21 protein-coding genes, 1 pseudogene and 1 riboswitch are annotated in these 20,610 nt (G+C 55.2%); of the genes and pseudogenes, 11 read left to right on the forward strand and 11 right to left on the reverse strand.

Annotation, left to right across the window (positions count from 1 at the left end; genetic code table 11):
• The first annotated feature begins 5 nt into the window (after nucleotides 1–5).
• From CBW22_RS18945 to CBW22_RS18970, 6 genes are all read left to right on the forward strand, one after another.
• Nucleotides 6–1,235 carry a M20 family metallopeptidase gene (locus CBW22_RS18945; protein ID WP_088517511.1) on the forward strand — a complete coding sequence of 410 codons (1,230 nt, stop codon included), beginning with the start codon at nucleotides 6–8 and terminating at the stop codon, nucleotides 1,233–1,235.
• Complete coding sequence (locus CBW22_RS18950; protein WP_088517512.1) at nucleotides 1,232–2,347, forward strand: M24 family metallopeptidase; 1,116 nt, start codon at nucleotides 1,232–1,234, stop codon at nucleotides 2,345–2,347. The genes CBW22_RS18945 and CBW22_RS18950 overlap by 4 nt, the downstream gene beginning before the upstream one ends.
• 14 nt (nucleotides 2,348–2,361) lie before the next feature.
• Entirely contained in the window at nucleotides 2,362–2,952 is a 591-nt protein-coding gene (gene ddpX / locus CBW22_RS18955) for a D-alanyl-D-alanine dipeptidase (protein ID WP_088517513.1), read from the forward strand.
• Between the two features lie 73 nt (nucleotides 2,953–3,025).
• Nucleotides 3,026–3,155: riboswitch (TPP riboswitch) on the forward strand.
• A gap of 68 nt (nucleotides 3,156–3,223) precedes the next feature.
• A complete protein-coding gene (locus tag CBW22_RS18960) occupies nucleotides 3,224–4,333 on the forward strand; it encodes a LuxE/PaaK family acyltransferase (RefSeq protein WP_088517514.1) in 1,110 nt (369 codons plus the stop codon).
• Nucleotides 4,330–5,778, forward strand: coding sequence for an acyl-CoA reductase (locus CBW22_RS18965; RefSeq protein ID WP_088517515.1), 1,449 nt, complete (start codon nucleotides 4,330–4,332; stop codon nucleotides 5,776–5,778). Before CBW22_RS18960 ends, CBW22_RS18965 begins: the two co-directional genes overlap by 4 nt.
• A 19-nt stretch (nucleotides 5,779–5,797) precedes the next feature.
• Entirely contained in the window at nucleotides 5,798–6,571 is a 774-nt protein-coding gene (locus tag CBW22_RS18970) for an SDR family oxidoreductase (RefSeq protein WP_088517516.1), read from the forward strand.
• Between the two features lie 59 nt (nucleotides 6,572–6,630).
• Here CBW22_RS18970 and CBW22_RS18975 read toward each other — a convergent pair whose 3' ends face one another.
• The gene (locus CBW22_RS18975) at nucleotides 6,631–6,963 is read right to left on the reverse strand and encodes a four-helix bundle copper-binding protein (protein ID WP_058758661.1); all 333 of its coding nucleotides are present in this window, start codon (nucleotides 6,961–6,963) and stop codon (nucleotides 6,631–6,633) included.
• A gap of 491 nt (nucleotides 6,964–7,454) precedes the next feature.
• Nucleotides 7,455–7,619, reverse strand: a complete 165-nt coding sequence (locus tag CBW22_RS18980; protein WP_010615780.1) for a general stress protein — start codon at nucleotides 7,617–7,619, stop codon at nucleotides 7,455–7,457.
• A gap of 491 nt (nucleotides 7,620–8,110) precedes the next feature.
• Between CBW22_RS18980 and CBW22_RS18985 the strand changes: the two genes are divergently transcribed.
• On the forward strand, nucleotides 8,111–8,617 hold the full coding sequence (locus tag CBW22_RS18985) for a YciE/YciF ferroxidase family protein (RefSeq protein WP_041387188.1): 507 nt from the start codon (nucleotides 8,111–8,113) through the stop codon (nucleotides 8,615–8,617).
• 18 nt (nucleotides 8,618–8,635) lie between these two features.
• Here CBW22_RS18985 and CBW22_RS18990 read toward each other — a convergent pair whose 3' ends face one another.
• Both CBW22_RS18990 and hpxD read right to left on the reverse strand, forming a co-directional pair.
• Nucleotides 8,636–9,598, reverse strand: a complete 963-nt coding sequence (locus tag CBW22_RS18990; protein ID WP_088517517.1) for a PDR/VanB family oxidoreductase — start codon at nucleotides 9,596–9,598, stop codon at nucleotides 8,636–8,638.
• Between the two features lie 10 nt (nucleotides 9,599–9,608).
• On the reverse strand, nucleotides 9,609–10,640 hold the full coding sequence (gene hpxD / locus CBW22_RS18995; protein ID WP_088517518.1) for a molybdenum cofactor-independent xanthine hydroxylase subunit HpxD: 1,032 nt from the start codon (nucleotides 10,638–10,640) through the stop codon (nucleotides 9,609–9,611).
• Nucleotides 10,641–10,777: 137 nt separating this feature from the next.
• Here hpxD and CBW22_RS19000 point away from each other — a divergent pair, with 137 nt between their 5' ends.
• Nucleotides 10,778–11,704 (forward strand): LysR family transcriptional regulator, encoded by a 927-nt coding sequence (locus CBW22_RS19000; protein WP_021508717.1) that lies wholly within the window; start codon nucleotides 10,778–10,780, stop codon nucleotides 11,702–11,704.
• 6 nt (nucleotides 11,705–11,710) lie between these two features.
• On the opposite strand, the gene CBW22_RS19005 is transcribed toward CBW22_RS19000, so the two are convergent.
• The 3 genes from CBW22_RS19005 to CBW22_RS19015 form a co-directional block, all read right to left on the reverse strand.
• Nucleotides 11,711–13,036, reverse strand: coding sequence for an MFS transporter (locus CBW22_RS19005; protein ID WP_249219514.1), 1,326 nt, complete (start codon nucleotides 13,034–13,036; stop codon nucleotides 11,711–11,713).
• Between the two features lie 269 nt (nucleotides 13,037–13,305).
• The gene (map, locus tag CBW22_RS19010) at nucleotides 13,306–14,091 is read right to left on the reverse strand and encodes a type I methionyl aminopeptidase (RefSeq protein ID WP_088517519.1); all 786 of its coding nucleotides are present in this window, start codon (nucleotides 14,089–14,091) and stop codon (nucleotides 13,306–13,308) included.
• Entirely contained in the window at nucleotides 14,088–14,333 is a 246-nt protein-coding gene (locus CBW22_RS19015; protein ID WP_010615787.1) for a ParD-like family protein, read from the reverse strand. Before CBW22_RS19015 ends, map begins: the two co-directional genes overlap by 4 nt.
• A gap of 445 nt (nucleotides 14,334–14,778) precedes the next feature.
• Between CBW22_RS19015 and CBW22_RS26995 the strand changes: the two are divergent.
• A pseudogene (locus tag CBW22_RS26995) lies at nucleotides 14,779–15,191 on the forward strand (IS110 family transposase); the annotation flags it as partial.
• Nucleotides 15,192–15,345: 154 nt separating this feature from the next.
• On the opposite strand, the gene CBW22_RS19025 reads toward CBW22_RS26995, so the two are convergent.
• A complete protein-coding gene (locus tag CBW22_RS19025; RefSeq protein WP_088517520.1) occupies nucleotides 15,346–15,636 on the reverse strand; it encodes a DUF1330 domain-containing protein in 291 nt (96 codons plus the stop codon).
• Nucleotides 15,637–15,706: 70 nt separating this feature from the next.
• Between CBW22_RS19025 and CBW22_RS19030 the strand changes: the two genes are divergently transcribed.
• Nucleotides 15,707–16,192: a MarR family winged helix-turn-helix transcriptional regulator gene (locus tag CBW22_RS19030; RefSeq protein WP_088517581.1), complete on the forward strand. Its 486-nt coding sequence runs from the start codon at nucleotides 15,707–15,709 to the stop codon at nucleotides 16,190–16,192.
• 492 nt (nucleotides 16,193–16,684) lie between these two features.
• On the opposite strand, the gene CBW22_RS19035 is transcribed toward CBW22_RS19030, so the two are convergent.
• Nucleotides 16,685–17,590, reverse strand: coding sequence for a DMT family transporter (locus tag CBW22_RS19035; RefSeq protein WP_088517521.1), 906 nt, complete (start codon nucleotides 17,588–17,590; stop codon nucleotides 16,685–16,687).
• 119 nt (nucleotides 17,591–17,709) lie between these two features.
• On the opposite strand from CBW22_RS19035, the gene gcvA reads away from it, so the two are divergent.
• Nucleotides 17,710–18,624, forward strand: coding sequence for a transcriptional regulator GcvA (gene gcvA, locus CBW22_RS19040; protein ID WP_088517522.1), 915 nt, complete (start codon nucleotides 17,710–17,712; stop codon nucleotides 18,622–18,624).
• A 241-nt stretch (nucleotides 18,625–18,865) separates the two neighbouring features.
• Here gcvA and CBW22_RS19045 read toward each other — a convergent pair whose 3' ends face one another.
• Complete coding sequence (locus CBW22_RS19045) at nucleotides 18,866–19,321, reverse strand: GNAT family N-acetyltransferase (RefSeq protein WP_088517523.1); 456 nt, start codon at nucleotides 19,319–19,321, stop codon at nucleotides 18,866–18,868.
• A gap of 228 nt (nucleotides 19,322–19,549) precedes the next feature.
• The gene (locus CBW22_RS19050) at nucleotides 19,550–20,557 is read right to left on the reverse strand and encodes a zinc-dependent alcohol dehydrogenase family protein (protein ID WP_088517582.1); all 1,008 of its coding nucleotides are present in this window, start codon (nucleotides 20,555–20,557) and stop codon (nucleotides 19,550–19,552) included.
• Between the last annotated feature and the right edge of the window lie 53 nt (nucleotides 20,558–20,610).

Raw genomic sequence — 20,610 nt, forward strand, 5'->3', positions numbered from 1 at the left:
AGCGCATGAACCCTGAACAGTTAATTCATCACATCGATCGTGAATACTGCCTCGCTTTCCTGGCAAAAATGGTGCAGCACAAAAGTTACAGCGCCACCGAGGGCGAGCGCGAATTAGCCCGCTATATGGCAGAACAGATGGCGCAGCTGGGGCTGGAGACTGAGCTGCAGCCGGTGGCCAGCGATCGGCTGAACGCCATTGGGCGGCTGGCCGGCAGCGGAGGCGGCCACAGCCTGCTGTTCAACGGTCATCTTGATACTAACCCGGTCACCGAAGGCTGGACCGTCGATCCCTGGGCGGGAAAAATCGACGAGCAATTTATTTACGGCATCGGCGTTTCTAACATGAAAGCGGGCGATGCCGCCTATTTCTGCGCGCTGAAGACGTTGATTGATGCCGGCGTGAAGCTCAGGGGCGACGTGATCCTCACTTACGTGGTCGGCGAGTTACAGGGCGGCATCGGTACGCTGGCGGCGATTGAGCAGGGCGTACGCGCCGACTATTTCATCAATGCCGAACCCACGGATTTACAGGCACTGACCATGCATGCCGGCTCGCTGATGTTCACCATTGAACTGACCGGCGATACGCGCCATCTGTCAAAGCGTGAAGAGGCGGTCGACGCGATTGCGGCGGCGGTTGAACTGATTCCGCAGATCAATAACATCACCTTCAGCGGAGCGAAAAGCGCAGAACACCGCAAAATTAACCGTGGCCATATTGGCACCGTTCACGGTGCGCTGGGGCGTGATTTGCAGGAGTGGCGGCCGCCGCAGGTCGCGGATTTTGTCCGCCTGAAAGGCTCCGCCCGCTTTGCGCCGGGGCAAACGGTGGATGGTGTGCTGGCCGACCTGCAGGCCCTGCTGGATGCACTGTGCCAGCGCTATCCGGGTCTGCAGGCGCAGCTGTTCGATGACGGCCTGCGCGATAAACCCACCATGCTGCCGTTTGAGGTGTCGCCGGAATCGCCGATTGTTCAAGCGGTCAATCGCGGCTGGCAGACTGTGCGCGGCACGCCGCAGCCCACCGGGGTGATCACGCCGCCCGCCTTCTATGGTACCGATGCGGCGCACCTGTATCAGCATGCGGGCATGGAGGGCATCGTGTGCGGGCCCGGCGGCAAGTACAACACCATGCCGGACGAGCGCGTCGAGATCAGTGAGTTTCTCGATATGGTGCGTATCTATTTGCTGGCGATCCTCGACATCTGCCAGCCGGTTGAATCGGCGTCATGATCGCCGACGCGCTGTCACGGCTGCGCAGCGCCATGCGCGCCGCCGACATTGAGGTGATGCTGATCGATCATGGCGAACTGCTGGCATGGTTAACCGGTTTTACCGTGTCGGAAACGCGTTATCGTGCCTGTCTGGTGCCGTTGCAGGACGAACCGTGGATGGTGCTGCGCCAGCTGGATGCCGCGCCGTGCCGCGCGCAGTCACCGCAGCTGGCGATTGACGCGTACCGTGATGAAGACGATCCGTGGCTGGCGGTGGCGCAAAGCCTGACGCGGCGCGGCTATCAGCGGGCGCGACTGGGGGCTGATTATGCATCCTACGGCATGACGGTGCATAGCTGGCAGCAGCTGGCGCGCCATCTGCCCGGGGTGCGCTGGTGTGAGGTCAGCGGTCTCAGCGACCGGTTGCGCAGCGTTAAATTTCAGGCTGAAATCGCCAGCTTACGCCAGGCCGCCGGCATTGCCGATGCCACGCTGGCCCAGCTGAGTGCGCAGGTGCAGGGCGGCTGGCGCGTGCGTGATGTCGCCGCGCTGGCGGCGGAACAATTTCTGCGGCTTGGCGCTGACAGCGGTGAAACCGGACCGATTGTTATCGCCAGCGGCGATAGCGGTTTTTTGCATGCCAGCGGCCATGAGCAGCGTCTGCAAGCGGGCGATGTGCTGCACGTTGAGCTGATCCCAAAAGTGCGGCACTACAGCGCGCGCCTGATGCGTCCGCTGATTGTCGGTGAAATCTCTGCGGCGCGCGCGGCGCTGGCACAACAGCTGATCGCCATTCAGGATCGCCAGCTGCAGGCGATGAAGCCGGGCGTTGCGGCCTGCACGGTGGATGCCGTCGCGCGTGAGGCGGTGCTCAGCGCCGGGCTGCGTGAGGATTACAGCAACATCACCGGTTATGCGCTGGGTCTGTATACGCGCACCCCGCGTCCGAGCGATTTCAGCTGCTGTTTTCATCCTCAGGCGCCGTGGTTACTGGAGGAAAACATGGTATTTCACATGTATATTTCAGCGCAGGGCCTCGCCTTCAGTGAAACCGTGCGCGTCACGGCACAGGGCGCAGAGCGACTCACCACGCTGCCGCGCCAGCCGTTTACGCTGCCGGCTAACAATTAACAGGATGATGTACAGTGCAGGACGTTGAATTAATCGATTTGGCTGCCACCTTGCCAGGCCTGATGTTTGATCTGAAGTACGCCACCGCCGATAACATCGCCGGGTATGCTATTTATCGCGACGCGCAGGCGCTGCTGCATCCGGATGCCGCCGCCGCGCTGCGCCGCAGCAGTGACATCGCCCGGCTGGCGGGATTTCGCCTGCTGGTGCTGGACGCGTATCGTCCGCAGCAGGCGCAGTGGCACTTGTGGGATGCCTGTCCCGACGCGGATTATGTGGTGCCACCGGCGCGGGGCTCGAATCACAGCCGTGGCGTGGCGATCGATGTGACGCTGGTGGATGAGGCGGGCAACATTCTGGAAATGGGGACCGGGTTTGACGACATGTCTGCTAAGTCGCACCCGTTCCATCCCAACGTGCCGCAGCAGGCGCAGCGCCATCGCCTGTTGCTGAACGCCATCATGCTCGGCGGCGGTTTTGTCGGGATGCCCACCGAATGGTGGCACTTTGAACTGCCGGATGCGCAAAACTATCCGCTGCTCAGCGATCGCTTTGCCTGCGTCAGCCGGGCTGATCGCGCTCCTGTGAGTGATATTTCACGTTAATAATCGCGTTGCTGAAGCGGGGGGTCTGCGCCTTCCCGCCTTGACATGCCCTCCGTTCCGACCCCAGAATGCAGCTTGTTCCAAGGGGTGCCCTGTTAGAGGGCTGAGATTCTACCCGCGCGGCTGTCACGGCCGGCAACGTAGTGACCCTCTGAACCTGATCCGGCTAATACCGGCGTAGGGATGTGGAACCGGGGTCACTGCACGCCCTCATTCCCTCTTTGCGCCTTTCTGCGAATCCTGCGCATTTCTCAGGCCCTGGCTGGCCGTTATGCCGCAGTCCAAAGAGGGCACCTTCATGACCGAAGCGTCAATCATTGCCGCGCTGCTGGCGTTTATGCAGCGCCAGGAAACCACGGAAGCGGATTTCAACCAGCTGGCGCTGCAGCTGTTCGCGTGGCAATTCGAACACAATCTTCCTTACGCCCGCTTCGCCCGCCAGCGCGGCCGCACGCCGCTGACGGTCAAACAGTGGCGGCAGATTCCGGCGGTGCCGATTACGGCGTTTAAAGATCTGACGCTGAGCTGCCGTCCGGTGGCGGAGATTCCCCATATCTTTATGACCAGCGGCACCACGGGGACCGGCCGGGGGCGCAGCTATCACCCGACGCTGGCGGTTTACGATCGCTCGATGCTGATCAATTTCCGCCAGCGCTTTATGGCCGGATATCCGCGCCTGCCGATGGCGATCCTGTTTCCGCACAGCAGCGAGCTGCCCAACTCTTCGCTGGCCCATTATCTGACGCTGGCGATGCAAGAATGCGGCACGCCAGACAGCGAAGTAATGGTTGATGCGCAGGGGCTGAAACTGCCGCGTCTGATCGCCGCGCTGGAGCAGGCGCAGGCCAGCGGCCAACCCTATGCCCTGCTGGGTGCCAGCTACAGTTTTGTCCATCTGCTGGACGAACTGGCGCGTCAGCAGCGGCGTTTCAGGCTGCCGCTGGGCAGCCGCATCCTCGACACCGGGGGTTTTAAGGGCCAGTCGCGTGAAGTTGCGGCGGAAGCGTTTTATAGCGCGCTGCAGCAGACGCTCGGCGTGCCGCGTTCGCACTGCATCAATATGTACGGCATGACTGAACTCAGCACGCAGTTTTACGATGCCGGCAATGAAATCTGCCCGCCGGTGAAATCCGGACCGCACTGGATCCGCACGCGCGTGGTCAATCCGCTGACCGGTGCGGACGTGCCGGAAGGTGAGACAGGCGTACTGGTGCATCACGATCTCGCCCATTTCAATTCTGTTTCCGCCATTCTGACCGAAGATGCCGGCGTGATGGTGCCCGGCGGGTTTCAGCTGCTGGGCCGCGTCGCAGGCGCGGATGCCAAAGGCTGCTCGCTGGCGATGGAATCGTTTCTCGCTGCTGCGCAGGCACGGGCATGAAAGTGTATGCCGGCCATCTGCCGGGCATCCGCCACAGCGAGGTGGCGTGGCACAGCCTGCACTTTGGCCATGTGGGCAGCGCGCTGGAAGTGTGCGTGCCGGTGCTGTCCGAGGCGCAGATTGCCACGCTGGCGGCCAGCGTACGCGATAACGCGCGCCGCTACCTGCACACCCTGAGCGTAGCGCGCATCACTGCGTTGATTGATGAAGCCATCGCGCGCCTGCTTGACCGTTCGCACCCGTTGCGCCAGCAGGCGGAGCGGTTGCTGCCGCTGGTTACCGGCTATGACGCCGAGATGCTGCGGCTCGGTTTAACCGGCTATCTCAAAACCTTCCGTGAACCGCAGCTGCGGCGTTTTCTGGCGGAGGATTTCGGCAACGTGCAGATGCTGGACGATTTTCAGCCGCGGCCAAAAGGCGGCTTTGCCCGCGCGTTTGGTCCGCAGCTGTTGCTGCAGATCTGGGCCGGCAATGTGCCGGGTTTGTCGCTGTGGAGCCTGATTGCCGGCCTGCTGGTGAAGGCGGGAAGCGTGGGCAAAGTAGCGAGCGCTGAGCCGCTGATGGCGGGCTGGTTCGCCCAGCTGCTGGCGGAGATCGATCCGCAGCTGGGCGACTGTCTGGCCGTTGTATGGTGGCAGGGCGGTGATGAACGCACTGAGCAGCAGTGGTTCCGCGAGGCAGACGTGGTGATGGCTTATGGCGGAGAAACCGCGCTGACGGCGATGCAGCGGCGTCTGCCGCCAGCCACGCGCTTTCTGCCGCATGGCCACAAAATCAGTTTTGGCATGGTGGCGCGGTCGGCGCTGGACGTGCGGCGCGGTACGGCGCTGGCGCGTCAGGTGGCTTACGATGTGATGCGCTATGACCAGGCCGGCTGTTACTCGCCGCAGGCGCTGTTTATTGAGCGCGGCGGCCGGGTGACGCCGCAGGAGTTTGCTGCTTACCTCGCCCATGAACTTGCCGCGCTGGCACAGCGCTATCCGCGCGCGACGCTGACGCTGGGTGAAAGTCAGGCTGTGGCCGCGTGGCGCAACGCGGAGGAAATGCGTGCGCTGAGCGGTGACCGCACGCTGTACGGCGATGAGCACGATGCCTGGGCGGTGGTGTACGTCGACAAGCCGGAGCCGCTACAACCGGGCGCGCTCGGACGTACGCTGAAGGTGATTGCCGTGGATACGCTGGAGGAGACGGTAAACTGGGTGGCCGCGCAGCGCGCGTATCTGCAAAGCGTTGGCCTCGCGGCCGCGCCCGAGGTGCTGTTTCGGCTGGCGGCGCAGCTCGGTGCGGCGGGCGTCACGCGCATCACGGCGCTGGGTAACATGACTTCACCGGAGGCGGGCTGGCATCACGATGGCCGCTTTAGCCTGCTGGATCTGGTCACCCTGTGCGAAATCGAACAGGCGGCGGAAACGGCCGCTGAACACTATGCGCCCTATCTTGACTGAGCGGGCGTGGAGAAACGCAATGAAATTCAGCAATTACACCGTGCTGGTGACCGGCGCCAGCCGCGGTATTGGCGCCGCCATTGCCCAGGCCTTTGCCGCCGAAGGCGCGTTTGTCGTGGTCAACTATTTACGTAATCACGACGCCGCTGCGCAGGTGGTGGCGGCCTGTGAAGCACAGGGCGGGGGTGCACTGGCGATTGCCGCCGATGTGACCTGTGCCGCACAGGTAGCCGATATGATGCAGCAGATCGAGGCCGCTACCGGGCGACTGGATGTGGTGGTGAACAATGCCTTCGCACCTTATCGCTTCGATCCGGACCAGCGCCAGCGCTTCTGGGAAACGTCCTGGTCCGCTTACCAGACGCAGTTTGATGGCGCAGTGAACGCCTGCTACAACGTGTGTCAGGCGGCCTTGCCGCTGATGCGCCGCCGCGCGCGCGGCAGTATCATCAATCTGGTGAGTGATTTGATCGCCCGGCCAGCGGTGGCTTATCACGACTATATCACCGCAAAAGCCGCGCTGACGGGCTTCAGCCGGACGCTGGCGGCCGAACTGGGGGCGCTGGGCATTCGGGTGAACTGCGTGGCGCCGGGACTGGTGTATCCCACCGATGCCAGTCAGCATACGCCAGAAGCGGTCCGCCACGCGCTGACGGCGCAAACGCCGCTCGGACGACTGGCGCGCGCTGCGGATATCACCGGGCCAGTGCTGTTTCTGGCATCAGCATGGAGCGAATTTGTCACCGGCCAGACGCTGTATGTCGATGGCGGGTTGGTGATGCAGGACCATTAAGCCAGGTCGCCAGTCGCTGCACTGGCGACCTGCCACCGCCCGCCCGGTACCTCAATCCCTTATTCCGCCATGCCCACCGTCATGCAGCTATCTGCGCATTGCAGGCAAATTTCAGCACAGGTCTGACAGTGCGGATGCTGGTGCTTCTGGCACTCCCAACCGGCCAGCTGACAGGCCATCGACGTGATGGTACAGAGCTGCTCGCTCAGTTCACTCTGGGCAGCCAGCAGTTGGGCGGTTACGCGACACAGCGCCGCGCACTGCTGATTCAGGCTAATGCAGACGCTCATCTCACTGGCGTCAGCGTCCAGCAGACAAGCCGCCGCACAGTGGTCGCAGGCGGTCGCGCAGCGATAGCACAGCGCGATACAGTCATTGAGTTCAGCGTTCATGGGTTTCCTTAGCGTCAGGGTAAACGACGCGTGTGTGAGCCTGAAGGGAGAATTTAGCTAAAACAGAGGGGATATCAAGTGGATAGCGGCGGATTAACCCCGGTAAGGTGCATCGCAGATGCAATTATCCCTTTAATAATGCGGAGTTAGCTAATTGTAAGCTTGTGTATATATCAGCGCAGGTTATAAAAACCGCTTAAATAAAAGTGTACAAGTCTGTGTGGCTTGTACAAATATAGCCGCTGCGGATTTGTTAGTTAAATAAGCAATGGTTTAAATTCGTGGTAAATAAACGATGCAATTGAGGCATTATAAGCGAAGCGGTAAATGCTGCCGGATCGCTGAAGATTTGATCGATTAATTGTTTTCCAGCGAGAAAATTACTCTCCTGACAAGGTTTATAACGCATTTAAGCGAAGCGTAAACTCAATGTCAGGAGAGTGTGGTGCCAAAGGTTATCGAGGTTAAATCAGTATTAAGAGGGGAAAGTCTTATTTACGACGACTGATCTTTCCTCCCTTCCTGCCGGCTTCAATGGCACGCTGTGGATCGTTCTTAAAGTTACCGCCACTGACCTGACCACCCTTGCGGCCTGCTTCAGCCGCGCGCTCCTTATCGGCTGCGAAGTTGCCTGAACCCCCACGACGTTGCGTCACTTTTTCTTCCTCTTCAGGTTTCTTCTTTGGATCCTTCATTTTTTTCCTCTCAGTTCATACCCGCATGAAGCAAAAATAAATGTAGCGATGTTTTTACCATAATCAAGCCAGGAATAATCTTAACTTTTAATTTACAGCACGTTGGTTGTTTAACTATGAGTCAATTCCAGCTGATTTATTCCGGCAAAACATCTGGGGTGGAATTGTTAACATTTTACTTTCATAAAGGGAAGCATTCTTTTAGCGACGCTAATGTGATTCGATGAGGTTATGACAATTATCCGCTGTCGCAATTCTTAAAAACCTTTCTTGCACAGCTGCGCTTACTTGCTACGTTTAATTAAGTTGTTCGCCTGGACTTAATTAGCGCTTCGCTTATTTTCAGATAAACAGCCTGAAAGCGATGAGGTAAGAGCGTGCTGCCGGCTCAGTGACGAGCATCCAACGCGGCTGATGTGCCTGGCCGGTGTCACTTTACTTTGGAGCGAAACATGACGAAGGAATCTGTGTATCTGGACTGGCTGCGCGATGCGCATGCTATGGAAAAACACGCGGAAAGCTTGTTGAAAGCGGCGGTGTTGCGCCTGACGGAGCATCCCGCGTTGCAGACGCGCCTTGAGCAGTATCTTGAGCAAAGTCGTGAGCAGCAGCAGCAGGTGAAAACGCTGCTGCGCCAGTATGACAGCAGCTGGTCGGTGCTGAAGGAGTCGTTAGGCCGGATGTCGGCGGTCGGTCAGGCCGCCAGCGATATGCTGCAGGATGAAGAGGGCATCCGTGTGGCCGTCAGCAGCTACGTGTTCTGTAACTATAAAATCGCCACCTACTCGACGTTGCTGGTGGCCGCAGAGCAGGCGGAAGAGGGGGAGGATGTCAGGATCGTGCGGCGCATCCTGCAGCAGGAAAGCCAGATGGCCAGCAGGCTGCTGCAGCTGCTGCCACAGGCGGCAGAAGAAGCCATTGTGCTGCGCACGGAACCTGAGCTTTCCGGCACGGATTAAGTCATTTTGCCGCGCGCCCTAGAGATCAATCACCAGTTCCGCCGATTTGCTGCGCGAGCAGCACAAGGCGATGTACTGCTCCGGGGCGCTTTTTTCGTTGTCAGACTGCACGGTATCGCGATGATCGATCTCTCCGGCGGTGACCCGCGTCAGGCAGGCGCCGCACATGCCCATCTCGCAGGAGAGCGGAACGTCGACGCCATGCTCCAGCAGCACCGTGGCAATGGTTTTGTCAGGCGGAATGGTACATTGCTGCCCACTGCGTGCCAGCGTCACGGTAAAGCCCTCTTCCGCGCCAGCCGTGCGGGCGACAGGTTTGAACGCTTCAGCGTGAATATTGGTGCTGTCCCAGCCGCGCGCCAGCGCCTGCTGCTGCATGTGCGTCATAAACCCTTCCGGCCCGCACAGATACAGATGCGTGTCGGCGGCAGCATCAAGCAGTTCCGCCGGTGGATAATCACGGGCGCTGCGGCCTTCGCTGCTGTACCAGATTTCACAAAATCCATGCTGAAAACGCTGCGCCAGTTCGGCGGCAAAAGCTTCATCACCGCGCTGGCGCACAAAGTAATGCAGTACAAAAGGCACGGCGGCGGCCTCCAGCGCCAGCGCCATGGCGTACAGCGGCGTAATGCCAATTCCGGCCGCCAGCAAAATGACTTTAGCGGCCGGTTGCAGAGGAAACAGGTTGCGCGGTGGCGAAATCGCAATCGTCTGGCCGGGGCGCAACGTGTCGTGCACGTAGCGCGATCCCCCGCGTGATTGCCCGTCGCGGGCAATACAGATTTGGTAGCCGCGCGCGTTATCGCAGCGTCCGGTCAGCGAGTACTGGCGTATGAGGCCATCACGCAGGTGGACATCAATGTGCGCACCCGGTTGCCAGTCCGGCAGCGGCTGGCCATTTTCTGCCACCAGCGTGACGCTGAGATTGTGACGTCCCTGACGATACAGTCCATCCACCACCACATTCAGCAGATCACTCATCGTTGCCTCCTTACACCAGGAAAAATTCGCCGAAGCCCATGCGCTTCAGGCCGCGACGATAAGCAATGGAGCTGCGATCGGCCGGAATATGCGCTTCCAGAGCCAGGTCAAGCGGCAAACGCTCCGGCTGCTGGGTTTCCACCATCAGGCGATCTTCCTCGAACACGCGCTGATTGAAGGCGTGCACCTCTTCGACCGGGATGTGCAGGTCAAAATTACGCGCGATAGGTGCAAACATGCGCGTTTTGCGCGCCGACACCGGCGACGCGGCATTCATGATCACCAGGCGCGATTCGCCGGGGAAATGAATGGTCAGCGTGGCGGTAAACGGCAGATGCATCTCGAAATGACGCAGCCAGCTAAATCCTTCCGGCGCCTGCTGCGTACTGTCAGCGGCAAAGTTACTCACTGAGCTCCAGTAATCCACGGCAAAGCCGGTCTCGGTTTCGACCGGGTTATAGGCAGGTACTACCTGGTTGTTGGGATCGGCGAAGGTTTCCGTGTGCACCCAGGCGAAGTGCGCCACATCCAGAAAACCTTCCACCTGACGTCCGGCAAAGCCGTTGACCTCAAAACCGGGGCAGTTGATCTGTTGAAAACCGGCATCATCCCAGTGCGGCATGGTGGGCAGCGGCGCGGGCTGGTCAGCATCCGGCGCGAGGCACACCCAAATCAGACCAAAGCGCTCTTCCACCGCGTAACTGATCAGATTGAGCTTGGCCGGAATCGGCTGGTCGGGGCTGGACGGGATGCGATTGCAGCGGCCACCGGCACCGAAGCGCAAGCCGTGATAAGGGCAGACGATACCCTCTTCATCATGAAAACCCAGCGTCAGCGGGACGCCACGATGCGGGCAAACGTCGCGTGCCGCTACCACCTGACCCTGCAGACGATACAGCACCAGCTGCTCGTCAAGCAGCACCGCTTTGGTCGGTGCGCCGGCGATATCACAGGAACGGGCAACCGGATGCCACTGTCGCGCCAGACGCAGCCAGTCATCAGGTTCAAACGTGCAATGTGCGGGAGGCGTAATGTTATTCATGCTGTTGTCCTGTCAGGTGCTCACATAAGGCGAAATAGAAGGCTTCATTTTTGTCAGGACATTGTTAATATGCTTGTCTGTGCAAATCCATCAGCAAGAATGCAGCCAGGTGTTGCAAAAAACCGTACAGGTGAGCAATGAGCCCGTTTTCCCGCTTTGCCGTCTATTTTGCCGAAGTGGCGCGCAGCGGCAGTTTGCGCAAAGCCGCTGAGCAACTGCACGTTTCCGCTTCTGCCATTAACCGGCAGATTCTGCAGGCGGAAGAGAGTTTTGGTACGCCGCTGTTTGAGCGTTTGCCGGAAGGGCTGCGCATGACCACCGCCGGAGAATTGCTGTATGACGATGTGATGCGCTGGCAGCGTGAGTTTCGCGTCACGCGGCAGCGTTTCGATGATATACAGGGACTCAAGCGCGGTAACGTCACGGCCGGGCTGGTGCAGTCGCTGACCAAAGGCAGCGTGGCAGACGCCATCGCCGATATCGCACGCCAGCATCAGTGGCTGCGGCTGGAGCTGACGGTGGACAACAGCCACCGCATCAGCCAGATGATTCGCCAGTCGGAAATCGATTTTGGCCTGATTCTCGATCCCGCCGGGCAGAGCGGACTGGAAGTGCTGGCGTTTGCCGAACTGGAGATGGGCGTGGTGATGGCCGCTGACCATCCGCTTAGCACGAGGCCGCTACTGTCGCTCAGTGAGCTCAGTCATGAGCGACATATTGTGCCTGGCGCCGCGCTGGTAGTCCACGAACGTGTCGATGCGCTGTACCGCAAGCAGGGCCTGGCGCCGGAAAACATTATCGCCTGTAACGACATCCGCCTGATTCGCAGCCTGATCGCGCAGGGCACCGGCATCAGCGTGCTGAGCCTGCTGGACGTGATGACCGAGGTGCAGGAGAACCAGCTCTGCTTTGTACCGCTCAGGCACAGCGTGATGCGACCGCTGACCCTGGCGCTGTGTACTGCACCGTCGCGCCAGCTATCGCGGGCGGCGCAGATGGTGATTCAGCGCATGACTGAGGTGATAGAGGCGATGGCCAGTGTCAGGCCCGCAGGCGGGCCGTAATCACGTTCAGTGCCCGGTTTCGGCATGCGGCGCGCGGGTTTTGCTGGCACCGGCACCGCCCGATGGACGGGCGATAATAATACCGAGAATACCGCCGGCAATCAGCGCTATCGCCACAATCAGCAATCCTGAGTGATAACTCTGCGTCGCATCTTTCATTTTTCCCAGCAGCGGCGGTAAACCCAGTCCGACAAAGTTTGCCACCGTATTGATAAAGGCAATCGATGCCGCAGCGGCTACGCCAGCTAATTTTTCTGTGGTCACGGCCCAGAATATTGGCGTCAGGGCAAAGTTAAGCCCGACGGTGAAGACCAGCAAAATATAGGCCAGCAACAGGCTGCCCGAATAAATCGCGCCGGTTAATGCCAGGCCCGATAAAATTAATGGCAAGCCCATATGCCAGGCGCGTTCACCGCTGCGATCGGAATGGCGTCCGTTTAAATACATAAATACGCAGGCCATCACAAAGGGCAGGGCGGATAACAGGCTGATAATAAAATTGCTCTGCTCTGCAGCCATGCTTTTAATAATCAACGGCATGAACAACGTAATGCCGATGGAACCGAACGCCTGTAAAAACCATACCAGACTGAGCAATAACACCGTGCGATCTTTTAATGCCTGCAGCCAGGAGTGGTTCTTATTCAGGGTAACACCCAGATTGTCCTGTTCGAGGCGCTGACGCAGCCAGTGTTTTTGCGGTGTAGTTAACCAGACAGCATCGTCAGGCTTATCGGGTAAGCGCCACAGCACCAGACAACCAAGCACCACTGCGGGAATGCCTTCCAGCGCGAAAAGCCAGCGCCAGCCTGCGATATCGGCAATGCCATGCATATTGAGAATGGCACCGGAAATGGGCAGACCAATAATCGACGCGCCCACCGATCCCATATAAAAGAAAGACATTGCCCGTGCGCGGTTACTTTTAGGGAACCAGCAGGAAATATAATAGATAATACCCGGCGCAAAACCGGCTTCGGCCATACCGAGTAAAAAACGCATCACATATAACTGATTGGCGCTATGAACCAGCGCCATGCCGGTACTGACAATGCCCCAGGTAATCATAATGCGCGCTATCCAGCGCCGGGCGCCGACTTTGGTCATAATGACATTGCTGGGAATTTCGAAAAGAATGTAGGAAATATAGAACATGCCGACACCGAGGCCGTACATGCTGGTGGTAAGCCCGAGATCGGCATTCATTTGCAGCGCAGCGATAGAGATATTGGTTTTATCGAGATTAGCGACAAAATAACAGATTACGATAAACGGGATGATGCGCTTATTTAATTGACTCAACGTAGAACCAGAAACATCGGAACTTATCATATCCACCTCGTCACGCAGCATTACGCCACTCCGCGCCGGCAGACGGGCGCAAGGGCAGCGATGTCATGAATGATCTGTTTCGCTTGCTAAGCAATAAATGAAGTGCAGCCGAAAAATAAAAATCATTTTATTTCGGCCACGCGGAAGCATTAACTATGCCGATAGTGATATTGCACATGAGCGATATAAATCGTCATGAGTTAGCAGTGTAGTACAATCTATTTTGATTGTACTACAATAGAGATCACAGATTGGACGATTGGCAGATGTTAAACGATCGCGGCGTAATCACCGGTCCCCTCCGGCCAGGGTGTGAGCAGGTCGAAGCCGGTATCCGTGACGGCAACAGTGTGCTCCCACTGCGCGGACAGGGAGCGATCTTTGGTCACCACCGTCCAGCCATCGGACAGCACGCTGGTGCCCGCTTTACCGGCGTTAATCATGGGCTCAATGGTAAAAATCATGCCAGCCTGCAGCGCCAGCCCCTGGCCCGGCGTGCCGTAATGCAGGATTTGTGGATCGCCGTGGTAGATCTCGCCAACGCCGTGACCGCAATACTCGCGTACCACGGAAAAACCTGCCTTTTCAGCGACCTGCTGAATAGCCGCACCGATATCGCCCAGCGTTGCACCGGGTTTCACCACCCGAATGCCTGCCACCATTGATTCATACGTCACGTCAACCAGGCGCTTAGCGCGTACCGACGGCTGACCAGCGAAATACATGCGGCTGGTGTCGCCGTACCAGCCGTCTTTGATGACCGCCACGTCGATATTGACGATGTCACCGTCTTTGAGCTTTTTCTCGCCCGGAATCCCGTGGCACACCACGTGATTAACCGAGGTGCAAACGGTACGGGTGTAACCCTGATAGCCAATGTTAGCCGGAATGACCTTTAGCTCATTGACAATATAGTCGTGACAGCGGCGATCCAGTTCATCGGTGGTAACGCCGGGTTTCACCCAGGGCGCGATCATCTCCAGCACTTTGGCGGCGGCGTGACCGGCGGCGCGCGCCCGTTCAATCTCTTCAGCGGTATGCAGTTTAATACTCATTGCGCGATTCCCTGCGGAATAAAGGAAGGTTGGTCAAGCAGCTGCGCCAGTTCAGCGCCGCCATCACGTTCGACCCGCATCAGCAGGCGCGTCAGTTCCTGATGGCTGAGCTGCGGATAAAGTTCGGCCAGCATGCCGATTTTCATCCAGTGCTCCGCCTGCGCGTTGATCGAACGACTGAGCGCCGTGCTGGCGATGCGCAGGTTCTCATGCATTAAATCTGAAATTTTGACGATACCCATAGCTGGCCTTTATATGAAACGTATATGCTATGTATATAGCATATCCACAACGGCATGATTTGCAAGGTCAGATTTTCGCCTGTCCGAAAATATGCGGAATTTGTCCGTAATTGCCTGTGCCTCATACCAGTAAGTACTCATCGCCACGGAGGTCGGGATACTTCTGTCACATCGAGAGATTCTTATAACCCGGTAACCGCTGTGTAAACACCTCACCCTAATGCGCTTCATATAACCTTCCCGATAAACTGCGGATCTCATGGAAAGTGGGCGGGTTGTCCGCTTCATCCAGACCGCAGCGGGTTCGCGCGCGTCAATACCTGCGTCAGATTTTCCGGGCGTATCGGACCGGGTCTCCGTGAGCACGACTCTGTATATACCAGGCGAACTGGCGTGACACTCTATGTAAGAGGAGTGAAATCATGTTTCCAGTCGGTTTTGCTGGGATGTGCTGCTGGCTGACGCTATGCGGGGGAAAACCGGCTCGAAAAATATCAGTCTACTGACACGCCTGCTGACGTCATCAGTTCATGCATCAGAATGGCGCAGCTGCCCCATGAAGAAGTGAGAAATATTGAACGGCAGGTTAAAGCGGACATTCAGGCCAGCCCAGACCTGAAACGGGATTGTGCGCTGCTGAAGTCGACAGCTCAGAGCAAAGCTCTACATGTCTGCCCAATACGGAAAAATTAATAATAACGGATGCGTAATATCTACCAGGAAATGTGTCTCGAGGGCAAACCTAAAATGGTAACCATCGGCGCACTGATGCGAAAACGGGTTCACCGCTGTTATGGCGTACTGAAAACGGCAACAGTTTTTTGTGATCTGGAATCAAGAGTTGCACTTAACGACTGATTTATATGAATCTTATTTTTATACCCTATCCAGGGATGCAGGTTTTGTCTTCATCATAAACAGGCTCTGCGCAGGATATTTTTGGTTTCCTGGCAAAGCCTTAGGAGGCACAGCATGTACTCAAAAGAATCTGTCTGTATTCCGGGAAAAGATCTCAGTCGGTTTCGACAATAAACATTCGTGCTTCCTGAGCTTCCCGGCGTTCGGCCTTGATGGGGGCGTATTTTTCAGAGTTGTAGAAGGCTAATGCCTGGTTAAGGGTTGGAAACTCAAATACGCCAGCTAATGGCAGAGGCACCTCATCGCCTTCAAGAACCTCCGAGACGGTGCCAAAATGCAGAATTCGCCCGCCGGCTTCTTTCAGAGCTGCCTGAAACCGGGGAGCGAGTTTAGACTGCCTGTCAGGGTCGATAACACGCAGATTGATGTGCACGTACGCTGGCATAATGCTTCTCCTGTTGTTAAATAATGCATATACACTATTATTGGTTGATCGGGATTTCAAGAGGTACTACATGAGCGGTTTTGATCCAAAATATTTCAGGGAAATAGCAGCTGAATGTCCGGGATTTCAGGCTCGTGCCACGGCGCGCGCAGTCACGCGCTACTACAATGTCTGTTTCAAATCGCTCGGTCTCACCGCCGAGCAATTTAGCCTGTTGGTTGGAATTGGAGCTTTCGAGGGCGCCACAATAGTTGATCTTGCGGTCAGCGCGGGAGTTGATGCGACAACCCTGAGCCGAAATGTTCAGAACATGGAATTGAGAGGCTTAGTCCGTTCCGAAGGTGGACGCGGTCGCGCAGGAAAGCGGCTAAGTCTGACGGATTCCGGATACCAGCTCATGGCAGAAGCCTTGCCTATATGGAAATCAGCTAAAGATAAGTTGTCCATGAAGATGGGTGATGACCGACTCCGGTCAGCAACACGGGCAATGGGGGAGTTAGCCAGGGCAATAAATATCGACCAGAGCCCTGAAGCAGATCGCAACTCCCACAATTAAAATACGGTAGCTGAATGACAATTCCCCCGTATCAGCACTCCTGCTTGAGCATCTTGAAAAAATAGGTTTCTCAAAATGAACGAATTTTTACCTCATTTTTTTGGGCATGCAGAGCGTTCCGGTGTGAAGGTGAACGGCGCCGTACGCCCGGCGTAGCCGGTTACAGCCGTATAAATCGTGCCATACCCTACCTTTCTCTGTTTATGCCCAGAAAGTGCGGGCATGCTAATATCCGCGTCAGCACTGGGCTAAGCAGGTATTCTCAAAAAAACAGGTGGGGAGTATGGGGCTTATAAACACGGGACGAGTGAAGGGTTATATGCTTTCACATACTGCCCATTGTGATGTTGGTACTTTGTAAAAATGCATGCTGAATGTCCGTTTTGTGCCAGAAGCGGACCATCATTAGTTAATCCAGTTATAAGAAATGATGCAGGTGACATATTTTTATCAACTTATAAGGGGTCCGGTTATGAAACCCCCTTAGGTTGACTAATCACAATTTTCAGCTTTTTGATTTTTTTCCGGACTCACAACCATCCAGACAGCTATCCCTATAGTTATCGCACCGACAATGAAACCATTGTTAATGGTTTCGTTCAGTACCAGGTATCCCCACAGCACGCCAAACGGAGGAATTAAGAATGTAACGGTTAAGGAGCGTAACGGTCCGATATCGGCAATCAGTCGAAAATATAATATGTATGCTAACGCAGTACAGATCACCCCCACAGCAATGACACTAATCCATGGCTCTTGCTGTAGCCAGTTAACGGCAGGCCCAACGCTGGTACTCCATATGAAAAAGGGCAGTAAAAAAATAGATGCTCCTATTTGACTGCCGAAAGCAACGATTTTAGGATCGAGTCCACCTTTGTCTGAAATCCAGCTACGTGTCAAAAAACTGGAAACCCCATAGCAACTGGTAGCGATGAGGCAGGCAATAACACCGGTAATTTTTTTATCCGATGGCTGTGCTTCACCGATGGTGGTTATCACTATGATGCCGACAAGTCCCAGGAACATGCCTGCCCATTTTCTAAATGTTAATTTCTCAGCAAAACATGAAAACCCGATGAGCGCTCCCATCAAAGGGGTTGTTGCATTCATAATAGCGGAATACCCGGCAGGCAACCACTTGGCCGCAAGGCAATACATGAGAAAAGGCAATCCAGAGTTTATCACGCCAAGTATGACTGAAGGCTTGAACTTATCTTTAAAATCAAAAGAAGATTTAAACATAAACAAAATAATAGCGAGGCCCGTGAAACCTAAAAACACTCGCAAAAAAGCAGTATTAATGGCACCGAACTTTGGCACGGCTATGCGCATAAAAAGAAAGCTCGCCCCCCAGATAGCGGCAAGCAGCAATAACCGAAAATAGTCAGCAACACGCATAACAGTTCCTTTTTATTTAAATGGAAGTAACAGCGAAACTGTGAAACATGTCAGACGTGCTCACAAACAAGATTTTTGTTTATACTTAAGATTTCCTAACTCATGGAACTGTGTATCCGATGAAAATGCCACCTTTACATGCGCTTATGTGTTTTGAGTCTGCGGCAAGGCTGATGAGCATGAAAGCTGCCGCCGAAGAGTTATGTGTGACATCCAGCGCGGTCAGCCAGCAGATTGCAAAACTGGAAAACATGACGAATATCCGGTTGTTCATACGTAGTCCTCGCCGTCTCGAACTGACAACCGAGGGGCGCATCTATCTGAGGGCGATTAGACCCGCTTTTATCCAGATAGCAGAAGCAACACAACGCTTAATGAATGAGGGAAAAGCGAACAAAGTAACGGTCAGTTGCACAAGTGGTTTTGCCATTCAATGGTTGCTGCCACGGCTACCTGCATTTGAAAAAGCCAACCCGGGTGTGGAAGTGCAAATCAGTACAACCAACAGGCAGGTTGATTTATTGTCTGAAGGGATTGATTTTGCTATCCGTCACGGCGCTGGTAACTATCCCGGATTGGAGTCCGAGTGTCTGGTGAATGACAAACTTCTCCCGGTTTGTAGTCCCCGCTTAATAACCAGAGAATACGATCTTTCATCGCCGGGCGATATGGCAAATTACACGCTGCTGCACGATGAGCACCGGCTGGACTGGGCCGTCTGGTTCCGGGCTCTGGGTATTGAAGATGTGAATACTGACACCGGTCCTGTTTTCATCGATTCTAACGGCGTTATTGAAGCTGCAATCGCGGGTAAAGGTATCGCCCTCGTACGCAGTGTACTTGTACGTGAAGAACTGGAAAGTGGTTTATTAATTAACCCACTGCAAATAGAGGTTAATTCGCCGATTGCGTATTATCTGGTGTATGACGAGTCAGCTATATTGCAGAAGATAAGTCGTCGATTCCGTGACTGGATAACCCTGACCGCCGCAGCGCAACATGAGCATGCAGCAATACACAAGAGAGTTAAATAAATATGTTGATGCTGTCTTTCATCACTAATTATGTCCCAAAAATTTTATATTTTTTTATGCCTAAAGGTGTTTTGCTGAATGCGAAATTGATTTTAATATCCCCTCAGGTAATAAGCCCTCAACGTCCGCTCCTCGCTCTCCACAGCCCCTGGGCATCAGAGGAAGCTCTGTGCCAGAAGCGGATCTTTTACTCTCAAAGGAGTTGTGCCCGGGCATTGAGAGATACTTGTTATATTTGCTTTTATCTTCTGGTATAGATATCAGGACGTGTGATACTCCATGCATAGTTTTCCCGATTAACAGGCTCGTAGCCAAATTTTTCATAGAGCCAGGGCGCAGTGGTTGTAAACAACATGATCCTGCGAAGCCGCTCAAAAACAGGATGATCATGTATGCATTGCATCACCCATCTACCCAATCCTTCTCCCTGATATTCCTCCAGGATATAAACATCACAAAGGTAAGCGAACGTAGCGTAATCTGTTATTAAGCGCGCGAAACCAATCTGGGCGTCATCGTGATAAACACCGAAATTAAGGCTGTTTTCAACGGATGCACGGACAAGAGCCAGATCAATCCCTTTAGCCCAGGTTGACCTCGTGAGATAGAGATGGATAGCGTGCACATCCAGTTTTTTTCTGTCTGTACTTATCAGGTAGTTATCTTTATGCCACTCATATTTCTCTGAAATACTCACGCTCAATCCTGTTTAAGAATTCCCGGAAAACCTGACCTTATCACCTGATGGAAAATCGGACTATCAATACTTCTTAGTAAAAAAATGAATCCTGCACTCTTATGCCAGCGTTTCATTTAGCACTTTTGCGCAGCGGGCTCCGTTTCCTGGAAAAGAGTGTCCATCATTACTGGACAGGAGTAATCAGCCGGTATCAGGCCCCATGATGAACTCCCGGCTGATTCAGCGTTATGCATCCAGACTAATAACCACTTTCCCGATATGTCCGGCAGCCTCAAGGTAGCGATAAGCTTTCCGTGTATCGGCAAAAGTAAAAATACGATCAATTACGGGATAAATCGTGGATGCTTCAATCGCCCTGACCGCCGCGCGCAAATCTGAAGTCGAACCCGTATTGTTACCCACAATATTCAACATCTTTTGCATTACGGGCAGAACAGGCATGCTGACTTCTGCACCACCAACAAAGCCAATAACGAAAATGGTTCCGTTATGAGCTGCTGCGTTAATCGATTTCGTAAATGTTGAGCCACCCACTGATTCCAGTACAAGATCAGCGCCATGCTCATCAGTCAGCTTAAGCACCCGTTGATCCCATTCAGGCACCTCGTGATAGTTAATTCCTTCATCCGCACCCAGGGCTTTCACTCTGTCCAGTTTTTCATCAGAAGAGGAAATGATGATCACCCGCGCACCTGCTGCCTTCGCATATTGCAATGCAAACAGACTCACCCCTCCCGTGCCAAGCAGTAAAACAGTGCTGCCGGGCTGTATTTTACCGCGCACTATAGCGTTCCATGCGGTCGTTGCGGCAATGGGTAACGTCGCTGCCTGCTGCCAGTTGAGAAAATCGGGTATACGCACCAGTGACTTAGCAGGCACTACAGCGTATTCTGCCAGCCCACCGTTGGTCGTAACTCCGCGTAATATTTGATGATGTTCTGATCGTATTGCTCCAGCATGCCAGTGAGACATCATACCCGGCACCACACGTTCGCCAATTTGCCAGCCTTCAACTCCCTCTCCAGACTCAACAATTTCTCCCGCGCTGTCTGCACCAGGAATAACCGGCTGCGAAACAGCGCCGAATTTACCAGTGGCCAGCGCCAAATCAAGGTAATTCAGACTTACAGCATGCTGACGAATCAGCACTTCGCCATACCCTGGTTGTGGTGGTGAAATATCACATATTTTTAAGCTGTCTATTCCTGCAGCGGATAAGTGGATAGCTTTCATGGTGTCCCCCTGTTCAATTAATACGATCATTTTGAGGCAGAACTGACGCTATA

Origin of the sequence: Pantoea sp. VS1 (assembly GCF_002207995.1) — a bacterium.
GTDB classification, from domain to species: Bacteria; Pseudomonadota; Gammaproteobacteria; order Enterobacterales; family Enterobacteriaceae; genus Pantoea; species Pantoea dispersa.